Source organism: Rhodococcus sp. HM1, assembly GCF_023218075.1.
In the GTDB taxonomy this organism is placed as follows: Bacteria; Actinomycetota; Actinomycetes; order Mycobacteriales; family Mycobacteriaceae; genus Rhodococcus.
In genome coordinates this window covers 15,607-31,992 of sequence record NZ_JALPTB010000070.1, presented here as the reverse complement: position 1 = coordinate 31,992, position 16,386 = coordinate 15,607, and the positions used below count along the sequence as shown (strand labels likewise).

13 protein-coding genes and 1 pseudogene are annotated in these 16,386 nt (G+C 62.7%); 11 read left to right on the top strand and 3 right to left on the bottom strand.

Translation table 11 applies throughout. The features are described 5' to 3' along the window. Positions 1-169: helix-turn-helix domain-containing protein (locus M1M07_RS26625; protein WP_248676119.1), on the bottom strand; the 169-nt coding region annotated here is incomplete at its 3' end. Positions 170-1,320: 1,151 nt separating this feature from the next. On the opposite strand from M1M07_RS26625, the gene M1M07_RS26620 reads away from it, so the two are divergent. Then, positions 1,321-1,659, top strand: coding sequence for an Lsr2 family protein (locus M1M07_RS26620; RefSeq protein ID WP_080597798.1), 339 nt, complete (start codon positions 1,321-1,323; stop codon positions 1,657-1,659). Positions 1,660-3,424: 1,765 nt separating this feature from the next. Beyond that, on the top strand, positions 3,425-3,958 hold the full coding sequence (locus M1M07_RS26615; RefSeq protein ID WP_248676116.1) for a hypothetical protein: 534 nt from the start codon (positions 3,425-3,427) through the stop codon (positions 3,956-3,958). A 28-nt stretch (positions 3,959-3,986) separates the two neighbouring features. On the opposite strand, the gene M1M07_RS26610 is transcribed toward M1M07_RS26615, so the two are convergent. Next, the gene (locus tag M1M07_RS26610) at positions 3,987-5,231 is read right to left on the bottom strand and encodes an IS256 family transposase (protein ID WP_248676118.1); all 1,245 of its coding nucleotides are present in this window, start codon (positions 5,229-5,231) and stop codon (positions 3,987-3,989) included. 199 nt (positions 5,232-5,430) lie between these two features. On the opposite strand from M1M07_RS26610, the gene M1M07_RS26605 reads away from it, so the two are divergent. The 6 genes and pseudogenes from M1M07_RS26605 to M1M07_RS26585 all read left to right on the top strand — a co-directional run bounded on the left by M1M07_RS26605 (position 5,431) and on the right by M1M07_RS26585 (position 11,002). After that, complete coding sequence (locus M1M07_RS26605) at positions 5,431-6,075, top strand: RES family NAD+ phosphorylase (protein WP_080597781.1); 645 nt, start codon at positions 5,431-5,433, stop codon at positions 6,073-6,075. A 1,370-nt stretch (positions 6,076-7,445) separates the two neighbouring features. Further along, entirely contained in the window at positions 7,446-9,431 is a 1,986-nt protein-coding gene (locus M1M07_RS26600) for a cutinase family protein (RefSeq protein WP_248676115.1), read from the top strand. Between the two features lie 549 nt (positions 9,432-9,980). Then, positions 9,981-10,169, top strand: coding sequence for a DUF1016 N-terminal domain-containing protein (locus tag M1M07_RS33120; RefSeq protein ID WP_308200860.1), 189 nt, complete (start codon positions 9,981-9,983; stop codon positions 10,167-10,169). 52 nt (positions 10,170-10,221) lie between these two features. Beyond that, positions 10,222-10,434, top strand: a complete 213-nt coding sequence (locus M1M07_RS26595) for a DUF1016 N-terminal domain-containing protein (RefSeq protein WP_308200859.1) — start codon at positions 10,222-10,224, stop codon at positions 10,432-10,434. A 12-nt stretch (positions 10,435-10,446) separates the two neighbouring features. Further along, a pseudogene (locus M1M07_RS26590) lies at positions 10,447-10,626 on the top strand (hypothetical protein); the annotation flags it as partial. A 1-nt stretch (position 10,627) separates the two neighbouring features. Continuing rightward, positions 10,628-11,002 carry a PDDEXK nuclease domain-containing protein gene (locus M1M07_RS26585; protein WP_248676114.1) on the top strand — a complete coding sequence of 125 codons (375 nt, stop codon included), beginning with the start codon at positions 10,628-10,630 and terminating at the stop codon, positions 11,000-11,002. Positions 11,003-12,339: 1,337 nt separating this feature from the next. Here M1M07_RS26585 and M1M07_RS26580 read toward each other — a convergent pair. Continuing rightward, positions 12,340-13,275, bottom strand: a complete 936-nt coding sequence (locus M1M07_RS26580; RefSeq protein ID WP_248676113.1) for an MHYT domain-containing protein — start codon at positions 13,273-13,275, stop codon at positions 12,340-12,342. A 558-nt stretch (positions 13,276-13,833) separates the two neighbouring features. Between M1M07_RS26580 and M1M07_RS26575 the strand changes: the two genes are divergently transcribed. The 3 genes from M1M07_RS26575 to M1M07_RS26565 all read left to right on the top strand — a co-directional run bounded on the left by M1M07_RS26575 (position 13,834) and on the right by M1M07_RS26565 (position 16,032). Beyond that, positions 13,834-14,409 carry a TetR family transcriptional regulator gene (locus M1M07_RS26575; RefSeq protein ID WP_248676112.1) on the top strand — a complete coding sequence of 192 codons (576 nt, stop codon included), beginning with the start codon at positions 13,834-13,836 and terminating at the stop codon, positions 14,407-14,409. Positions 14,410-14,421: 12 nt separating this feature from the next. Beyond that, positions 14,422-14,652, top strand: coding sequence for a WYL domain-containing protein (locus tag M1M07_RS26570; RefSeq protein ID WP_308200858.1), 231 nt, complete (start codon positions 14,422-14,424; stop codon positions 14,650-14,652). A gap of 480 nt (positions 14,653-15,132) precedes the next feature. Next, a complete protein-coding gene (locus tag M1M07_RS26565) occupies positions 15,133-16,032 on the top strand; it encodes an alpha/beta fold hydrolase (protein WP_248676111.1) in 900 nt (299 codons plus the stop codon). The last annotated feature ends 354 nt before the right edge of the window (positions 16,033-16,386 follow it).

Here is a 16,386-nt window from a genome sequence, read left to right as displayed (position 1 = left end):
GAGGTGTATAAGGGACAGGTCGTGGGGGTGGGGTGTCGCCGGCTTCGAATCGTTCGATGACACGGCGGACGGTTTTGTGGGTGGTGCCGCACATCTCGGCGGCGCCTCGGTAGGTGCCGACCTCGCGGTAGGCGGAAATGATGTCCATGCGGTCCTTCGCAGACTTCAATGGAACTCCCTGGGCGGTGACAGGTGACTGGGTGGCACCTTCACCTTCACCGCTCAGGCCTGGTGTTCCGGTGGGAATCACGACGAACACGAGGCGGGGACTTTCATCTGGCCACCGGTGGGGACCGTTACTCGGCCACCAGTGGGGACTTTCTCATGGCCATGGACACGTTGTCTGTAGTCCTTGGAGGAGTACCGCCGCAGCTGCAATGCGCGATCTCGACGCAATACCGCTGGTATTCATAGGACGCGCACGTAGTGGCGTCTTGACGACCGCGACGGTTTCTCCACTGCGTTGTTTGTTCCAGGCATCAGGGAGCAGTCGGCGCTGAGCCGACTGGCGAGGAGGCCGACTCGAGCGAGGACCGACTCACGGGGTCCGATTCTCCGTGGCCCGGGGGAGCGAGAGGTGTGGTTCAGAGCCGCTACTTCGCGGTCGTCGAAATGCGATCATGGGCATGCGAAACGAAGCGAAAGCTGGTTGGTCGCTTCGAACGGCATCGTTATTCGGTGGAACGAACGACCCCGATGAACAGCTGTGCGAACCGAATTGCGGGTTCGCCCCTCCTGTGAGGAGGGGGTTACCGCGGTGGTGTTGCACCGAACGCTTTCGTGACCGATGCGATTCCGGAGGGTTCACGCGTCGCACCTTTGGGTTCGAAGTCCGGTGTCGTGCTTGCCGACTCGTGGAGCATCATAAGGGGACGAGATGGGGCTGTAGGGACTGAGGGACGAGGCATCGGTCGCATGGTCACTCCGGTGCTGGGTGTCGTACCCGATGGGGAGTGCGGAGTGTGCGATCGATGCGATCCGGGCCGCTGTCCCTGTCTTGTGTGGTCACGGGTCTGTTCGATGGTTTTGCGGACCACGGTGCTGTAACGGTCCGAGGTGGAGCGTGACGGCCGCACGAAGAGGATGTGCACTGATTCATCTGGTGTCGCATTCGGGTGACGAACCGTGACAGGTAAGGGATTGCGGAACGCTCGGTTACTTGTTGACGATGAGTTTCAGGGCGCCGGATCGTCGCAGTCGTGCGATAATTTCTGAGTAGACTTGATCATGTCGGTGATGTTGGCTTCGGAGTTGGTTTGCCTTTGATCACAAGAGGCTACTTAGAGTCCGGTCGGATGCATTCGAAGAGGAGATCAACCTGTGGCACGTAGAACAATCGTTGAGACTTTCGACGACATCGATGGAACTGCGTTGGAGGATGGCGGAGAAACCATCAGCTTCGCTGTCGATGGGGTCGAGTACACCATCGACCTGAACAAGAAGAACGCTCGCGACTTCCGGAAGAAGATCGACTACTACGTCGAGCATGCAACCCGTGTCGGAGGACGTAAGAGGAGAGCCGGATCGGCTCGGCCATCCGATCCGAATTCTCCAAGCTCCAAGGAAATTCGAGAGTGGGCAGTTGAAGAAGGCTTCGAGGTTCCCGCTCGAGGACGTCTGCCTCAGTCCCTCGTCGACGAGTATGTCGCTGCTCACTGACAACTAGCTCACTGCAGAGGCATCAGATTATCGATTCGAACCGGCTTCGCCCACAGTAAGTTGGGGCAATTGTGGTGGGCTGAAATCCGGGCGGTCGAGTCAATGCGCTTCGGTTGAGCGCCGGGCGGTACTTCTGGAGCACGCCCGACAATGAGAAAGTAAGGCGGAATGCGTGCCGTCTTCGGATGGCGAGAACCGGACGACGACGCTCGAGTGCCCTGCCGAACCCGATCGGCAGGGCACTTCCGTATCTCTTGTCGCGGACAGAATGTCAGGGGAATGAAAGGGCGCGGTGAGGTGCTCTCGTCGGGAGTATCGATGTCCGTCGATGCCAGTTGATGTCGTTGCTATCCAGTCAGCTATTTCGGCGGCTGCTGCCCCGACCTGTTGGGGGTACGGCAGAACGTAGGCCCTTTGGTGACTTGCGAGTACGCAACCGCCCGCGCAGTCTCACCGAGTGTGTTCTCTCCAGCATATCGCTCTGACACGGGTGGTACAGCGCTATATCGAGTACAACCGCTGTGCCGTCGTCGAACAGATTTCTTTACGGACAACGTCTTCCATCGCTGTCGATAGGCTGACCGGTAGTGGACCGCTCGCCTTATCCAGACCGTGCCGAAGGGACACGAAGCCGAATTGGACGCAATCGGTTTCGACGGGCCAGCGCAGCCTCCTGCGTGCATCGACAGTAGGTACCGCACGATGGTGCTCGAAAGCGTCGCGACCGTGAAAAGTGCGGCAGCGGAGAAGTTTCCAGTACATACGTCATTGGAGATGATGAGTAGGCGGGGGAGTGGCTGTGCCGCAGGGTTCGCAAGGGGCGTGACGGTGAACTACCTGACGATGAGCACGCCGTCCTATTGCTTCTCGTAGCGGCCCCTGGGCGCCGTGTGAGGACCACGAACGGCGGAACGATGGTTTGTCAGCACCCCGCGCTGACGACGTCATCTGTGGGTTCGTACGAGGGGAGGTCGATCGCTCGTCGGCCGCAAGCGGTCCAGATCGGGGTCTGGGGCTGTGTTAACGGGCTGGTAGTGCTGCGCTCGATGACATGGCTGGGCGGGAGTCGATGTGGATGGCAGGTGTGTCTCCCTTGGTGCCTGTGACGAAATGAGTCGAGGCCGAGGGGTTTTGGACGTCTGAACCGCCCGCGGAGAGATAGGAGTGCCGGCGCTGTGCCGATAAGATTCCTGGGGTTTCGTCATGATGGGTGGGGTGAACGAGCGAGGTGAACCTCTCGGGTTTGTACAGTGATCTCGGCCGCAACTTCCCACGGTTATGTTGCGGTCGCGCTGTAGCTTCTTCGACCGAGTTGCGGTGACGAATGTTCGACTCCATCTCTGGAGTGGTTGAGTCCCGGCAGGAAGCTCGCCCCTCGAAGCTGCCCGCCCTGTGCCCCGGAGTCTCCGATTCCGGGGCACGGTGACTCGGGGAGCGAACGCTGTGCATCCCTATGAGCCGATCGACCGCCTGCTCACGTCGTCAAAGGGACATTGCGGAGATGAGCACCCTTGCCGGCGGCCCTCTCGAGGTAGGAATCGATCTCCGCTGGTCGATTAGAGAAGGTGTTGGCGGCGTCGACCCTGGTCCGGGGTGTCGTGGCCTCCCGCTGTAGGGGACCCGTCGTTGCTGGGACGCCTTGTGCAGGGTTCTTGTGGCTGCCGATGTGGTGCTACATCGACAGGATTTCTCAGGGTGTGCCTGGCCGGCGGAGTTCGCTGGCATGTATTTGCGAGCGTAAATAGTCGCAAATCAGGAGGTCGTGATGAGCGAAGCAACGACGGAGAGCCGCTATTTGCGAGGCGACCTCAATTTCGAAGATGCTCTGCGTGAAGTGACCGGAATCGTCATCGGCCGTGATCAACTCGTGCAGATCCTGAAGAGCCTCCGTACGACGAACCCTGCCGGACCGGCACTATCCGAACACGACGCACGCGTGCTCACCGATGCCGGATTCACCGCGAGTCCCGCCGCTGCCACGGCTGCGCGAGTCGACCGCGACGTCCGCATGGCCAACCTCGCCGCGACCTCGCTGTCCATTGCAGACGCTGCGGTGCGTCTGGGCGTCACGCCGGCTCGCATCAGGCAACGAATTGCCGACGGCACCCTGTGGGCATTCGACTCCGGCCGCAACCGCTTGTTGCCCCCAGCGCAATTCACCGACAGCGGGGCCGTCCCTTACCTCGACAAAGTCATGCCCCACATCCCGAAGGACCTGCACCCGCTGATGGTGCAGACACTGCTCACGCAGCCGCAGCCGTCATTGGTCGTCGAGGGCCGGCCGGGGTCTGTCAGGTAATCGGTGGATCCGGTTCTGGCGCATCGGTTTAGTTCTCACTCGGGGTGATCCGACCCTCGAACGTGATAGCGAAAGCGTTCAGTGCCGGCTTCCACCTCGCTGCCCATCGTGCTCTTCCCTTCCCTGTCGGGTCCAGGGCCCGGGTCGCCAAATACAGACACTTCAACGCGGCTTGCTCGTTGGGGAAGTGTCCGCGGGCCCGGGTCGCCCGGCGGTATCGCGCGTTGATGCTCTCGATCGCGTTGGTGCTGCAGATCACGCGTCTGATCTCGGGGTCGTAATCGAGGAATGGCACGAATTCGCTCCAGGCGCTGCGCCACAATCGGATGATCGCCGGGTATCGCGGGCCCCACTTGACGGCGAACTCGTCGAACCGCTCGTTGGCCGCGGCCTCGTTGGCTGCGGTGTAGATCGGTCGCAGATCGCGGCTCATCTCGTCCCAGTATCTGCGTGACGCGTAGCGGAAGGTGTTGCGCAGCAGATGGATCACGCACGTCTGGACGATCGCCTGCTCCCACACGGTGGTGATGGCCTCGGGTAGGCCCTTGAGTCCGTCACACACCACAATGCACACGTCGCCGGTCCCGCGGTTCTTGATCTCGGTCAGGACGGCGAGCCAGAACTTCGCGCCCTCGCCGCCGTCGCCGGCCCACAGTCCCAGGATGTCGCGATGCCCGTCTACGGTCACGCCGATCGCGACGTAGACGGGCCGATTGGTGACCTGCCCGTCGCGAATCTTGACGTGGATCGCGTCGATGAAGAGCACCGGATACACCGGGTCGAGGGGCCGGGCGGACCATTCGGTCATTTCGGCGAGCACCTTGTCGGTGATCTTGCTGATGGTCTCCTTCGACACCGTCGCGCCGTAGACGTCGTCGAAGTGGGCTGCGATTTCGCCTGTGGTCAGCCCTTTCGCCGACAGCGACAAGATGATCTCGTCGACCCCGGTCAGGCGGCGTTGCCGCTTCTTGACGATCTGCGGATCGAACGAGGCATCGGTATCTCGCGGGACCTGAATCTGCACCGGACCGATCTCGGTCAGCACGGTCTTGCTGCGCCGGCCGTTACGCGAGTTGCCGTTGTTTCTCCCTTCTACCTGGTGTTTTTCGTAGCCGAGGTGCTCGTCCATTTCCGCTTCGAGGGCGGTTTCGAGCACGGTGGCGGTGAGTTGGTTGAGTAGTCCGTTCGGGCCGACCAGCTCGACGCCGTCGGTCTTGGACTGGGCGAGCAGTTGCTGCGCCAGCTGTTGGGGATCGATCTTCGGCTGATCCATGGGATCGAGTGTTTCGGTCATGATCGTGCCTTCTCGCCAAGCAAGCTCGGCGTGTCGGCCAAAACCAGATCAACCTTTATTCCGACAGTCCCGCCGGCCGGTCTCGATCGTCGCGTGGTTGACCGGAAGCGCCGGGATACCCGAAGAGATCGAGTGTGTGGTCGACGTGCTTGCTGCCATCGAGTGGGAATCGGCGTAGATGGGGCCAGTGCTTCCGCCGCCGCCCTCCATCGCGCAGCTTCGTGCAGCAGGTCTGCTGCCGAAGAAAGTACTCGAGTGGCAGCCGAGCGAGATCGTGTGGCGCGTACACCGTACGACCGGCTCGCATGTTCTCCCGTGGAATGCGTTGCGTGAGTTCGGGCCGATTCTGCGGTTCGATCAGCATCCGCTCCCGCGTGGGGACCATCCCGGCTACGGAGTTCGGTACGGCGCTTCGAGCCCTCAAGGTGCATTGGCGGAAGCGTTTCAATCGGCGCGGGTGATCGATCGCCATCGTGGTGACCCTTATCTGACCGGTGTGCGCTTCACCCGCGTTCTGCAGTTGCTCGACGTGTCCGGTATCGGTGGAGGTGCATGGGCCACTCGGGTGGGAGACAACCATGCTCTTGATTCCGCGCCGCACCGTCTCTCGCAGCACTGGGCCCGCACTATCCATCGCGCGCACACTGATCTCGACGGGATCATCTATCGCGGCCGGTTTGCCGGCAGCACGTCCGTTGCGGTCGTCGAACGTGCTTCTGATGCGTTTCCGCAGCGTCCTGTGCTGTCACTTCCCTTGTCGCATCCTGGTCTGGCTGATGCCGTTGATACTGCGGCGCACAAACCCGGGTATGTCGTTGTTTGATCCGGTTGTGGGGCATAGCCATCGCGCACACCCATGTTGAACGTGGGAGGCTACGAATGTCGGGGAGGCGTGGGCGGGGTGGCGGACAGTGACGAGCAGAGCCACTGGTCGTTTCGAGCAGGACGGTCCGCTCGGCAGTGCTGTGCCGGCAGGCTGAGTCGATCCGGAGTGCCTGCGGGCTCAGCGGTGTCGGGGCATTCGAAAGGGGGGAACGCGGGCAAGGGCAATGCGTCGCCCGTGTGCCGGGCGACGTCGGCAGATCTGATGTCGAGTTGCGTACCGGCGGCAGAGGGGAGGCGGGCTTGCCGCGGCGTCCGAAGTCAAGCGGTACGTCGCCGTCCTCCGCCATCCTGAAAGCCAATGGGGCGGGTCCTCGGGCGTCTCTGTAGAGCTCGAGACACAACGCTTTCGAACGCGCGATTTCTGCAAGAGGTCGGTGGCGACGGGCCGTCGACGGTTGGGGCCTTCATTGCGAGCCCCTATGGTCTGTCTGCTGGTAACGGGAGGGGTCGAGGTTGCGACCTACGGTTTGTGAACCTTCACCAGGCACCGGCCGCCGTTGCTTCTTCAGCCCTTGCGTGTGCAGTGGTTGCCTTTCTGTTCCGGGAGTCCAGCGTTGCCGCCGTGTTCGTCTGTGCGGCAACCGTCCTGATCGTTGTCAGCGCGATACTCGGGATTACCCGGTTTCCTGCCGACGACCGTGTGCTTCGGTGCGAGGTGTGTCGGCAACCTCTCGCCGGCGACGAGCATGGCGGGTTGTGCTCGGCTGCCTGTGCGGCGGAGTATCGCGACGTGCTGGACAGACAAGAGGAAGAAGACTACTGGTGGCACGCCCTCGCATAGCTGGTTAATGGTCGCTGGTGTGAGCGTGCGCCTCTTGCGTTCGCTGGACGAGTTCTGTCGGCCCCGACATTGTCGGGGCACCTGATCAGAGAGTTCGCAAGATCCGGCGCAGTCATCGGCATGAGAAGTAGTGGTTCGAGTGGTGGTTCCCCCGCTTGACGGTGGTTCGATGCTCGCTCACATCAGGTCGCTGCGGAGCATGATGATCGGTTCGTCGCCCGACCCATGAGGCAGCTCCGCGCCCGCTCGAGTGCAATCGCGCCTTCGGACGTGGCAGCCTGAGGTAAGACGATCGAGGCACCGATGCAGCTTCTCGGGTTCGAAAGAGCAACTGTCTGCGTTGTCGATGGCAGTTTTTGCAGTTCATGCACGCTGCGCACGGGCGTCGTGCACGTACCTGAAGGTCGGCCGATGGTGCCGCTCACGGGGCGAATCTGGGCTCAGGGACACGGTTCACCGTGTTGGGGAAATCAGGCGTGTGGGTGAACGTAGGCGCACACATGTCCTTTCGGCCATCAGAGGTATCCATGCCTGTCCGACATTCGAGGTCCCGCCGCACCGCTGCGTTGATCGTCACCACGGTCGTCGGCGGAAGCTGCACGCTGTTGACCGTTCCCGCGGTCGCTCAGGCAGGGACGACTGATTGTGCGTCGACGTTCAACCTGCTCATCCCCGGGACGTGGGAGACCGACGAGCATGCGGACCCTGCTGTGCCGGTGGGCATGCTCGCTCCTGTTGCGCACGCGCTGAACGACGCCCACGGTGACGCGGTCGAGGTATACACGCTGCCCTACATGGCGCGTGCGTTCGACAACGGCCACACCTACGCGGACAGTAAGGCGGACGCGGTGTCGCGGGCCACGCGGGTGCTCGAGGATGTTGCACAGGTTTGTCCGCGTACGAAGTTCACGCTGACGGGTTACTCGCAGGGCGCCGATGCGGCGGGTGATCTCGCCTCGGATATCGGCAATGGTAGGGGACCGATCGATGCGAGTCGTGTGCTTGCTGTCGGCCTGCTGGCCGATCCGGGAGCCGGGACACCAGGGGCCGCGACGGTGGGGCCGCGGACGTCCGGACACGGCATCGCTGATCCACGGCCTCGAGGAATGGGGGCTCTGTCGGGTCGGGTGGCATCGATTTGTGATCCCGGTGATCTGTACTGCTCGATCGACAAGGGGACGAACCCGCTGATCGGTTCGCTCGGCTCGATCCTGAGCAAGACCCCCAGCGCCGGTGACTTCACCGCGTCCGGCGGCAGCGCCCACCTTGCCGGCGCACTGACCGCGGACTTCTCCGAGGCGGATCTGCCGACATTAGGCACCGACGTCACTAGCCTCGGCCAGCAGCTCACCGCACCAAGCGTCGATCTCGCGCAGGTCGCCGCGACTGCGCAGTCGATCGCATCGACTCTTGCTCCACTGGCCGACCTTCTTACCTCTGGGGCGACGAACTCGGCAGCGATCGGTCAACTCGGTGCTGCACCGGTCGGTACCGCCGAACATCATGCCTACGACGTGCTCACCAGGGCTGGTGAATCGGACCTTGCAGGTGCTGTCGACGCTGTGGTCGAGATCGCCGACACGGCACGCATTCTCGCCGGGAACGAGTCACCACCCCTGCCGATGTCAGATGCCGAGATGCGTGCTCTCACGGAGAATGCCGACGCGCTGACCGGGCAGATCGACCCGTTGGCATCCGCCCCTGCCGATGTGCTTGCGTCGGCGAGCAGCGTGTTGTCGGTGCTCAAACCGACGGTGGTGATCGATCAGGTTCTGAATGTCGTGACCGGTGTGAGCTCGCTCGATATGCCCGGCATCTTGCGCAACTTGACCGTGCTGCCGCAGAAGGTTGCCGCGCTCGACGCTCGCGGGGCTCACCAGGTGGCTGGGGAGTTGAACAATCAGTTTTCGCCCCTGGTGGAGATGGTGGCAGCGGTGGACTTGCGGTGGGTGGCGCAGGTGCTGGCCGTGATTCCGGATCCGTCCGGCGCGACGCAGATCGCGGCGTTGGTTGCGTCGATCCTGTCGAATGTCGACGTCATCAGGCTGGCCACGATCGTCGGTCAGATCCAGGAGATCGCGTGGTCGGCTGTGGAAAAGGTGCTTCCTCCTTCCGGTGTCGCGCCGGATCCGGTCGGGGCCGCTGCGGCGATGGCCGGTTTGCTGCCCGTCGGCTTGGACTTGGCATCGGTAGCGACGGACATGCTCTCCGGCAAATCGACCAAGACGTCTCCCGACCTACTGGGCAGGACCACACGTGCTGCGTCGACGACTATCTCGAACCTGGATGCGAATGTGGACTTGTGGCAGCTGTCGGATTCACTTGTCGAGCTCTCCCGATCCCGAGGCGCCGATGATCTGGCTTTGCTGGTCAGCGAAGGGCTTAGTGTGGCAAGCTTCTTCACCTCCAATGCCCATACCGACTACAACACTCTCGTGGTCGACAATGCGGGCCGCAGTGCCATCCGATGGCTGTCGGATTGGCTCAATCTCCAGATCGGACGTGCCGTATGAATCCCCGCGCCCATAATCCATCCACCCGTTGGATCTGGTGCGGCCGTTGTCGACACCGGGGATATTTGACCCGCGGAGACGCGAAGACGGTCCGCAAACGTCACCGAGGAGAGAAGGGCATGGCGGTGTTCGCCTGCCCCCACATCGATGGGCTGTTCCACCTCGGGCACCGCCCGGATGCCCTGAGCGCCGGGGAGATCGACCGGGATCGCCTTCGCTCACAAGCTGTGCGAGCAATGGGGAGCTGACGGCGGGAGCGCATCCATGTCGGTTGCGTGCAGGGGATGGCAGGTCACCGTCACTACGCCGAGATGAGGAAGGGTACCGGGTGCTGTGCGTCGATCAGTTGGCGGAGACGACTCGCCCACGAGCCATGGTCGACAACCTCGGAGACGATCCGCTTGCCGCTCGTTTCTGTCCTCGCCTACTGGGACGGTGCGGTCTCTGGATAGCTGAGGTGGGCATCGCCATATCGGTCGACAGTCCTGCCGCCGGGAGGCTGGGCGCCGGGCATGCGGCGGCATCTCTGTAGGCTCGCCCTCCCGAGAGGTGGGAAGGTCGGCTCGGTCCGTTAGCGTCGCTCCCGTCCCGTCCGAGTACGCCGACACGCTCGAGAGCATCAAACGGCTCGTGCATCAAGCACGCTACGTAGCCCAGCGCCGGGTGAACACCGAACTGCTCCGGCTCTACTGGCAGATCGGTACGACGATCATCGAGCGACAGAAGACAGCTCCCTGAGGCAGCAAGGCCCTCCAGGCTCTCCGCAGATCTGCGCATCGAGTTTCCAGGAGTGAAAGGATTCTCCCCGGCCAACCTCAAGTACATGCGCAGGTTCGCCGAAGCGTGGCCCTACCCGGACGCAATCGACCAGCGACCCGTTGGCCAATTGCCGTGGGGGCATGTCATCGAGTTGCTCGACAAGCTCGAGGACGCCGAGTTGCGCGAGTGGTACAGCGCCAAGGACGTTGCACACGGCTGGAGCCGTCCCGTGCTGGCCCACTAGATCAAGACGAGTTTGCACACGAGAGAGGGAGCGGCACCGTCGAACTTTCCGCACGCTCTCGAACGCACCGACTCCGAGCTTGCCCAGCAGATCACCAAGGATCCGTTCACGCTCGAAGTCCTCGCCATCGACGGGGACGCCGCCGAGCGCCAGCTCGAAGATCGGCTCGTCGAGCGCATCATCGACACGCTGCGTGAGCTCGGTCCCGGGTTCGCATTTGTCGGCCCGTCAGGTCCACTTCGATGTCGAGGGCGACGACTTCTTCGTCGATTTGCTGTTCTTCAACGTCGAACAGCTCCGGTACGTGGTCATCGAGCTCGAGACCACCAAGTTCGACCCTCGCGATGCCGGCCAACTCGGCTTCTACGTCGCCCCGGTCGAGGATCGGCTGTACAGACCGCAGCACCAGCCCACCGTCGGGATGCTTCTCGTCGCAGACACGAACGAGTCCGCCGTCCGATACGCCCTGATCGGTACCACGCAGCCGATGGCGGTATCGCGCTACGATCTCTCGCCGACCGATTTCGGCCCTGGCCGTACCGCGTCGCGGAGCCCCAGATGTCAGTGATCGTACGCATCGCCTCGGCTTTCGGCTTCACCGGCGGGCGCCGAGCCAACGATCTGCCACTGGCGAATGCGCACGGGGGTCTCGCTCTGGACCTGCAAGGTGCCGGAGGCGTTGACGGCGTGGGCCAGGGGTGAATACAGGTGGTTGACTCTGCAAGGTCTTGTTCGAGCGTCGCCGACATCGACCATCGCGTTGGTGCGCGCCTTGGTTAGAACGCATCGAGTGAGTTGCTCTCAGGCTCGGACGAATTTGCTGCTGTGAGATTGTGATCCGCGCTCGGAACGAAGCATGCATCCGGTGGCCGAGTCTCGTCGTGCGGCCGCGGATTCGAAGGCGGTGACGGCGAGCCGGGACTCATTCGATCACTGAACTAGCAGTCGTCGATCCGGTTCGAGTAGAGGATTTTCACCGGGTCTTGTCGATGGAGAATGCCGGCCGGGCACGGCGCTTTCGTGTTTGCCGACGCCGCCACGCTTGGTGGTTCCCGATCGCCGAACGGTCCTTGTGCCGACTCCATGCTCATGCAAAGGGCAAGGGCCGCAAGTGAGACGAGGGAGGAAGCAATGCTCCGCTGTTCCTTGCGATCATCCTCGAGGCGACGGTCGACGCTACGGTCGAGATGGGTCCCGAGGCGGACGTGAGGGGTGTCGAGCGGGGAGCAACCGAGCAACGCCCCGTCTCTACGCGAAGGGCTACGTCAATTCCGGACAGCTGCGCCGGTCTCATCCCAGTCAGGCAAGGCCGGAGCCCGGGTGGCGAGGGCGGTATCGGCAACGATCAGGAGGACTGCGATCGCGCGGGCCAAGGGACGGATCACGAGAGTGGAAAACAAAGGAACGTTCTTTCTTGTTTGTACGCCGTCAGGGGAGTGGAGGACGTCCCGTCGGGGGGCGGTCTGCCGATTGATCGGGCGACCGTTCTCGTGCCGGAAACGACCGCCGAGCGGTTCGACCAGGCGACGGTAATGTAATCTAGGGTTCAACCATAGTTATGCTACTCGGTGCCAAAAATCAAGCCGAGTGTGCTGCGACGGCAGCTGCGCGTTGCCTTGGGGTTGCCGGATTGGTTCGGCCGCAGCACGTCGGTGAACAGGCGGAGATCGAAGGCTGGTCGAACGCACTGCGGGTACCACGCTCGCCGCACCTGAGTGAGGACAGCAGGGCCGTAGCCGACCTTCGACCTGTGCTTGCAGTGGCACCGGACACCATTCCTTCCGTCGAGCAACCGCATTCGGCGCCACTATGATGAATCTCGAACCTCTGGACCCCCACGCATCCGGGTGGGCGGCCCTCAGATCCGTCTTCAGGCTCGGATCGGCTCTGCAAGCGGGATCGGCGTCAGGACTGTGGCGGTGTTCTGGTAGGTCGTGTCCGAGGCACATATGTGGTGGCGTCGAGATACCGGCCGGGCCTACGCGTCGGCGACGCCGCCAGCCGGCCGGAGTCAGGAGCGGCTGCAGCACTCCTCTCCAGCGGAGCCCTCGGCGTCGCGGCTTGCAGATGGTGACCGGTGTCTGCGTCGGCGTCGGCATGTGTGGGTTGCGTACCGAGCATCAATGCTACGAGGGGCACGGCCAGCACGAGTGTGCCGAGGACAAATGTGGGTAGCAGCAGCGACATGACCGTCCATCCTTGCGGTGCCGGGGCGTGTGTGCTGATGGTCGCGGCTGTACCGGCCATGCCGATGTAGTGCACTGCGGCCACCGCACCGCCCATGACCACTGCTGCCGATGCACGCGCGAAGCCGCTGGTGGGGTGGGAGGTCAACCACAATGCGATGGTGGCCGCGACGATGCCGATGATGATCGAGACCGCTACGAAGCTGGATGCGTGGTCCACTTTGCCCTGGATGCGGATCGCGGCCATGCCGCTGTAGTGCATCACGCTCACGGCCGCACCGATCACCATTCCACCAATCATCGATCGGAAGACGCGCAAATGCCCCTTCGGGACCACGGGTGAGTTCATCAGCCAGAGGCCGAGTCCCGTTGCGGCCATGGCAGCCACTGCGGAGAACACCGTCCATGGGGGGTTGTAGCGGATCAGTGTGCCTGGCACTGCAAAACCCATCATGGCGATGAAATGGGTGAGCCAGACGCCCACACCGCCGAGCGCCGCAGCCGCCATGACCATCCAAGCCCTGCCGAGGGATCCACGAGAGCGGGTTGCCTGACGGGCGCACAGGAGACCGACGTAAGACCCGGTGATCGAAGTGAGATAGGCGAGTCCGAGAACCCACTTTCCCAGAGCGAAGTGATGCAGCTCGTGCGACATGTTTTCCTACTCGTTGGCACAATCGTCGACCGCGGCCTGGATGGAATGCCGAACCGGGCCGAAGCAGGCTGCATCCTCAGCCCCCGAGCAGCGCAGAGAACATTATCGAGTCCCGTGATCGCACCGTCCACAGGGTCGTGAGCGATTCCCCACAACCGGCATGATTACTTGAACAAAGTAAAGATAGTAGCCAACGGCGTGAAACGAGAGTTGGTCTCGCACTTTGCGATGACGTGAGAACGCTCAGCGACGCGCGGTTTACCGCGGTAAACCGCATCCGGAAGGAGTGGGGCCTGCCACCCGGCGTCTGGCGGGGTAGAAGACCCCGGATGCCCTGCCGGCAGGGGGATGGGAGGCAGGGCATCCGGGAGGGTCGAGTCCTCGACCCGGGATGCACGATCCGTCGACAGGGGGATGACGGGTCGTGGTGGTGGAGGGAGGTCGCATTATTGGTCGCGACGCTCGTCATTTATGTTTACGGTACTCGGTACCTAAAATCAAGAGTTGAGCAGAAAAAGGGGGAAGAGGATGGTCGCCGGCAGGCGCGGACGTCCGCAGGTGTCCTCTCGCGCACAGGTTGAGGCCGCCGCGTTCGAGTTGTTCTTCGACCGGGGTTATAGCGAGACGTCGATCATGGATATCGTGGCGGTCGCGGGGATCAGCAAGACCACGTTCTTTCGGTACTTCCCCAACAAAGCGGCGCTGATGTGGTCTCCCTTCGAAGAAGGCACCCGCGACCTGCAGTCCGCGTTGGAAACCGTGCACGGTGACGTACCGGTCATGGAAGCGATCCGGGGCGGGGTGCTCGAGTCGGTGGCGGCCCAGCTCGACGACGAAGGTATCTGGAGAGCCCGGTTTCGGATCCTCGATAGCTCCCGGGAGTTGCAGGCAGAGGGCGCACAACGGTGGTTGGCGTGGGCCGAGGTCGTGGCGAGGTTCGTTGCGTCCCGTGTCGGTGTTCGTCCGACGACGGTGGTGCCGGCGAGTATCGGGGGTGCGGTGCAGTCCGTTGTGCTCGGCGCCCTGCGCGACAGTGTGGAGTTTCCTGAGGTCGGCAACGATCTACTGTCCGTGCTCGATACGTCGCTGTCCTCGCTGGGGCAGAATCTGCAGAAGTGGATCGATGAGAAATAGACGAGTGAGGGGGTGGTGCGCATCCGCTACTCGCGTGAGGGCACCACGACCACCGGGGACGTCGAACCTGTGATGGTCGCTTCTACGAATGGCCATCGGTACCTGATCGGGTGGCGTCGGCTTCGCAACGATATGCGGTGGCTCCTGGTGCCCTGTATCGAGCGCGCCAGCGCCACCAGGGTTGCCTGCAGCGGCTATGACGTCGACGAGATCGGCATCCATTCGGTAACAGAAAGACCGTGAATAACTAAGGGCAAGTGAGTATTCGATCGGATTCTCCGGTCTGTGCAGTCGTTGTGACCGAGGCGGGTTGGCGTCGGCGATGCCCGTTCCGTGTGCCGGCCGATGGGTGGATCACCGGCTGGGCAGCTTCGGGGGATTCACGCGTCGAGTCCAGCAGCACCGGGCCGAGTGCGGCCGTGAGTGATGGCGGTGCCTGTGCGGGGGTGACCGATATCGTGGGACGTATCAGCTCCGGCGGGGAGGAATCAGGTCACGGCGTAGCAGGCAGGCGCAACGGATCCCAGGAGTGTCGCCGGCGAATCGACCCACGGATTCTGGGCACCGTGGCGAGGGTCCGTGTCCGAATTCTGTTGCCGAGAGGGTAGTTCCGCAAGGTGATCGGAGCTCTTTCGCGAGGGGCGGGGTGCGGGTGAATTGCTGTTTACCACGTAGTGCACCATCGAGGTGAATGCTCGACGCGACAATGTTGGTGAGGGACTCATGGATCCGATTGCTACCCGGTGCGAATTTCGCGGCGATGGTGTCGTACTTGCCGCCGATCGGTGGGATCCGCCCACTCGGGACGACAACGGAGTGGATATCGACCGTAAGGGGGTGGTGTTGTTGCTGCACGGCGGAGGGCAGACCCGGCACTCCTGGCGCAACACCGGCCGTAACCTGGCGGCGGACGGCTGGTCCGCCATCGCTGTGGATGCGCGTGGTCATGGGGACAGTCAATGGGCACCGGACGGGGACTACGGCATCGATGCGTTGGTCGCCGATCTAACGGCGATCATCGGCGAGCTGGGGGAGAAACCGGTACTGGTCGGGGCGTCGATGGGGGGTATGACCTCATTGATCGGGCAGGGCGAGAATCCCGAACTTGCTCGCGGGGTGGTCCTGGTCGATATCGCGCCGAAAGTCGAAACCGAGGGCACCGACGAAATCGCAGCGTTCATGCGCAGTGGACTCGACGGATTCGACAGCCTCGATGATGCCGCCGCAGCGATCGCGGCGTACACCCCGAACCGTGTTCGTAAGTCCAATCCGCAGGGGTTGCGCAAGAACCTCCGTTTGCGTGACGGCCGCTGGTTTTGGCATTGGGATCCGGCGTTTCTTCGTCACGGTGACGAGCCCACTCGCCAGGCCGATTCGATCATGCGGTACGAACGCGCTCGGGATGCTGCGGCGTCGATCACGGTGCCCACCATGCTTGTGCGGGGTCAGCAATCGAATGTGGTCAGCGAAGAAGGTGCGAAGGAACTGCTCGACCTGATCCCGACTGCCACGTTGATCGATGTCAGTGGGGCCGGTCATATGGTCGCTGGTGACGACAACGATGTTTTCAGTGGCGGATTGAAGGAGTTCCTCGACGACCGCGTTGTCACTGCACAACCCTGAAGCACTCACGACCTGGAGGTCACCGACAGTAGGGCTTGAATGTCGCCCGGGCTTTCGGTGAGGTGCTGCTCGGAGACTGCCATTCTCCGGTGACCACGAACCGTTCGCTGTGGTCTACGTGAAATCGATGTAGTTCACTTCACTCCTTCGGCGACCCGCCGACAGTTGTTCGTCGTCAGGTGCGGCAGGAAGGTGCCGGACACGATCACGATACGCAGTTCGGCCGACAGAGGCTGCGCAGGCACCGGCAGAACTCGAGGAACTTCGTGCGGCTTTCGTTTGACGTGCCCGTACGGCTTGTTCTTGCCCAGATCGTAGGCGGCGAACAGATGCGTCCCGCGCCGTGCGGTACGA